5 protein-coding genes and 1 pseudogene are annotated in these 3,227 nt (G+C 63.6%); 5 read left to right on the top strand and 1 reads right to left on the bottom strand.

Annotation, left to right across the window (positions count from 1 at the left end; genetic code table 11):
* Nucleotides 1-505, bottom strand: a pseudogene (locus EN994_RS24130) (hypothetical protein); the annotation flags it as partial.
* A 102-nt stretch (nucleotides 506-607) separates the two neighbouring features.
* Between EN994_RS24130 and EN994_RS24125 the strand changes: the two are divergent.
* From EN994_RS24125 to EN994_RS24105, 5 genes are all read left to right on the top strand, one after another.
* On the top strand, nucleotides 608-1,045 hold the full coding sequence (locus EN994_RS24125; protein WP_013529935.1) for a DsrE family protein: 438 nt from the start codon (nucleotides 608-610) through the stop codon (nucleotides 1,043-1,045).
* A gap of 125 nt (nucleotides 1,046-1,170) precedes the next feature.
* Nucleotides 1,171-1,950 (top strand): SDR family oxidoreductase, encoded by a 780-nt coding sequence (locus EN994_RS24120; RefSeq protein WP_013529934.1) that lies wholly within the window; start codon nucleotides 1,171-1,173, stop codon nucleotides 1,948-1,950.
* 62 nt (nucleotides 1,951-2,012) lie between these two features.
* A complete protein-coding gene (locus tag EN994_RS24115; RefSeq protein ID WP_063168863.1) occupies nucleotides 2,013-2,321 on the top strand; it encodes a putative quinol monooxygenase in 309 nt (102 codons plus the stop codon).
* Between the two features lie 28 nt (nucleotides 2,322-2,349).
* Nucleotides 2,350-2,595, top strand: coding sequence for a type II toxin-antitoxin system Phd/YefM family antitoxin (locus EN994_RS24110; protein WP_013529932.1), 246 nt, complete (start codon nucleotides 2,350-2,352; stop codon nucleotides 2,593-2,595).
* Nucleotides 2,596-2,686: 91 nt separating this feature from the next.
* A partial coding sequence (locus tag EN994_RS24105; protein WP_206530484.1) for an AbrB family transcriptional regulator occupies nucleotides 2,687-3,227 on the top strand: 541 nt, incomplete at its 3' end.

Here is a 3,227-nt window from a genome sequence, read left to right as displayed (position 1 = left end):
CCTCTTCTGATCCGGCATCGAGATAGATGTCGGGCTGCAGATCCGAGAGGAACAGCCGACCCTTGTCATCGACCTTCAGCGACGCAAGCGTCCGGTCGCATTCCATGCCGCAATGGACCGGGCCCGTCTTGCCGTCCTCGGAAGCATGATTGCACCAGCCGCCGGCCCATTCAGGCGACTTGGCGCCGCGCACGGTGGTGGCGATGAAGGCATTGTAGGACGTGTCGGAATTCCCGGTCGGTTCCTCGTTCGGCCGGCTGACCGGATCATGGCCGTAGTAGAAGAAGATCCGCGCCACCTTCTGCTTCGGGTGCGCCTTGAGATGCGCCCCATCATAGACGCGGCCGAAACAGGCATCAGCGCCGTTCGGACTGAGTTCGGTAAGCTTCAGCGCATCGTCGGCGGAGGCCGATCCGGCAAGCGCGCCGAGCAGCACGGCGCAAAACCCGGCGCCGGCAACCGTCTTCCATTCCCCCAACCCAAACGCCCATTCCTTCAACGCCATGTGACCTCTCCTCCGCATCGAAAGGACGCAACGGCAATTTATGCTAGTATTGCGGCTGGAGTCACGCAATTCGCGGTCAGCCGCCAAGCGGAGGAGGATGCCATGCGCCGGCGCGACATGTTCCGCACGGTTCTTGCCGGAACCGGAACGCTTCTCGGTCTGCGGGCAGCACAGGCAGCCGCCACCGAGCCCACAAGGCAAAAAGTCGCCTACCACTTGAGCGACACCGACAAGGTCAATTTCGTGCTCGGCAACATCAAGAACCATTATGAAGGCACCGGCGGCAAGGTCGACATCGTGCTGGTCGTGCATGGTCCCGCGCTCGCGGCCTTCAAGTCGAAAGGCATATCGGCCGCGATTTCCGGGCGCTTCGCCGGCCTGGTGCAGCAGGGATTGGAACCCCACGCCTGCGCCAACACCATGCACGGCATGGACATCACACTCCCCGACCTGCTCGCCGGATTTCATGCCGCCGACAAGGGCGGCGTCGTCAAACTCGCCGAACTGCAAGGCCAGGGTTACGCCTATCTGCGTCCGTAGAGCGGTTTGTTTGACGCAAATCCCCCGGGGAAAGCGCTCACACTTTTCCTTGAATTGCTCCAAGGCTTGAACACCGGGGTGGCAAGGGCCTACGAAGGGCAGGCAGACATCCCGGAGGAAGAACCGTGCCAGCCACCACACTCAGCATACCCGATCTTGCCGGCAAGGCAGTGCTGGTTACCGGTGCATCGACCGGCATCGGGGCGGCGCTCGCGCTGGCCTATGCAGCGCAGAAATGCAAGGTGGCGCTGCATTATAACTCGAGCCGCGACGCCGCCGAGAAGCTCGGCCTGACGATTGCCGACAAGGGCGGCGAGGTGTTTCTCGTCCAGGGCGATTTCTCCGTTGCCGCCGATGTCGAGCGCGTCGTCGAGGACAGTGCGCAATATTTCGGCCGCCTCGACGGGCTGGTCAACAATGCCGGCGGCATGCTCGGCCGCATCCCCTATGCCGAGCAGACCGAGGCGCATTACGATGCGGTGATGGACCTCAACGCCCGTTCGGTGCTGACTGCTTCGCGCAAGGCGATCCCGTGGCTGAAGAAACAGGGCGGCTTCATCGTCAACACCTCCTCGATCGCCGCCCGCAATGGTGCCGGCGGCGGCGCCGGGCTTTACGGCTCTGCCAAGGCTTTCGTCTCCAATGTGACGCGCGGCATGGCAAAGGAGCTGATCGGCTTCGGCATCCGCGTCAACGCGGTGGCGCCCGGCACCATTCTCACCCCGTTCCACGAGCGCTATTCGACCGACGAGCAGATCAAGGGCATGGTCGCCACCATTCCGCAGGGACGCGCCGGCACGGCGCAGGATTGCGTCGGCGCCTATCTGTTCCTCTCTTCCGACCTTCTCAGCGGCTACATCACCGGCCAGGTGATCGAGGTGAATGGCGGCCAGTTGATGCCTTGAACGGCTATCGCCATACTGGCGATCTGCACGCTCTTGTCGAAAACCTCAAAGGAGACAACGGAATGTACGGACTGATCGGCAAGATGCGGGCGTCGCGCGGCCAGCGCGACGCGGTCATGGACCTCCTGCGCGCCAGCACCGGCGCCCTGTCGGGCTGCCTGAGCTATATCATCGCGCGCGATCCCGCCGATGCCGACGCGATCTGGGTCACCGAAGTGTGGACCGACGCCGAAAGCCACAAGGCCTCGCTGCAGCTTCCCGAAGTCCAGGCAGCGATCGCCAAGGCGCGGCCGTTCATCGCCGGCTTCGAATTCCAGGTCGAGACCCACCCCGTCGGCGGCTTCGGCCTAGCCGACAGCAAGACGGGGTGAGTTCGATGCCAATTTTGAGGAGCAATCTTTGACGCAGACAGTAAACATTCGCGATGCGAAAGCTCATCTGTCGCGCCTTGTGAGACGTGCAGCCCAAGGCGAGTCGTTTGTTATTGCCAAAGCCGGCAAGCCGTTGGCCAGAATCGTGCCGATCGAACAGCCGACGCTGCAGGCGCGACGGGTCGGTTTTATGGCCGGCCAGTTTTCCGTCCCCGACGATTTCGACCGCATGGGTCGCAATGAGATCGAGCAACGGTTCAACGCCGGCTTGTGAGACCTGTTACTCGACACCTGGGCGGGTGAAACAATCATTTTTCTGTGAATCGCGGTTCGCATTTTTCGCCCTGCGGGTCTAAGAGCGAAACATGGATTCCTCGGCCGAGCAGCCCTCCCCGGACCTGCCCACACTCGAGCGCATGGCGCGGATGCGCAAGCTCTGGCAGTGGCTTGCCCTGCTGGTTGTTTCCTTGCTGTTTGCCGGCGCGCTGGAACTCGCCGCCCTGCCGGCGGCGCTGCTGATCGGGCCGATGCTGGCCGCCATCGTCGCCGGCACCAATGGCGCCACGGTGCGCGTGCCGCGTCTTCTGTTCGGCGCCGCCCAGGCGATCGTCGGCTGCCTCGTCGCGGCGTCGATCTCGGCCGACATCTTTCCGGTCTTCACCCAGGAATGGCCGCTGTTTCTCGGCGTCGTGGTGGCCACCGTCACAGCCTCCAGCCTGCTCGGCTGGCTGATCAGCCGCTGGCGCATCCTGCCCGGCACCACCGCCGTCTGGGGCTCGTCGCCGGGTGCGGCCACCGCCATGGTGCTGATGGCGGGTGCCTTCGGCGCCGATCAGCGGCTCGTCGCTTTCATGCAATATCTGCGCGTCATCTTCGTCTCGATGACGGCGGCACTCGTTGCCAAGA

The organism is Mesorhizobium sp. M7A.F.Ca.CA.002.09.1.1, from assembly GCF_003998555.1.
Lineage (GTDB): Bacteria > Pseudomonadota > Alphaproteobacteria > Rhizobiales > Rhizobiaceae > Mesorhizobium > Mesorhizobium ciceri.
Note: the sequence above shows the minus strand (reverse complement) of the source record. Positions and strands in the feature narration are given on the sequence as shown.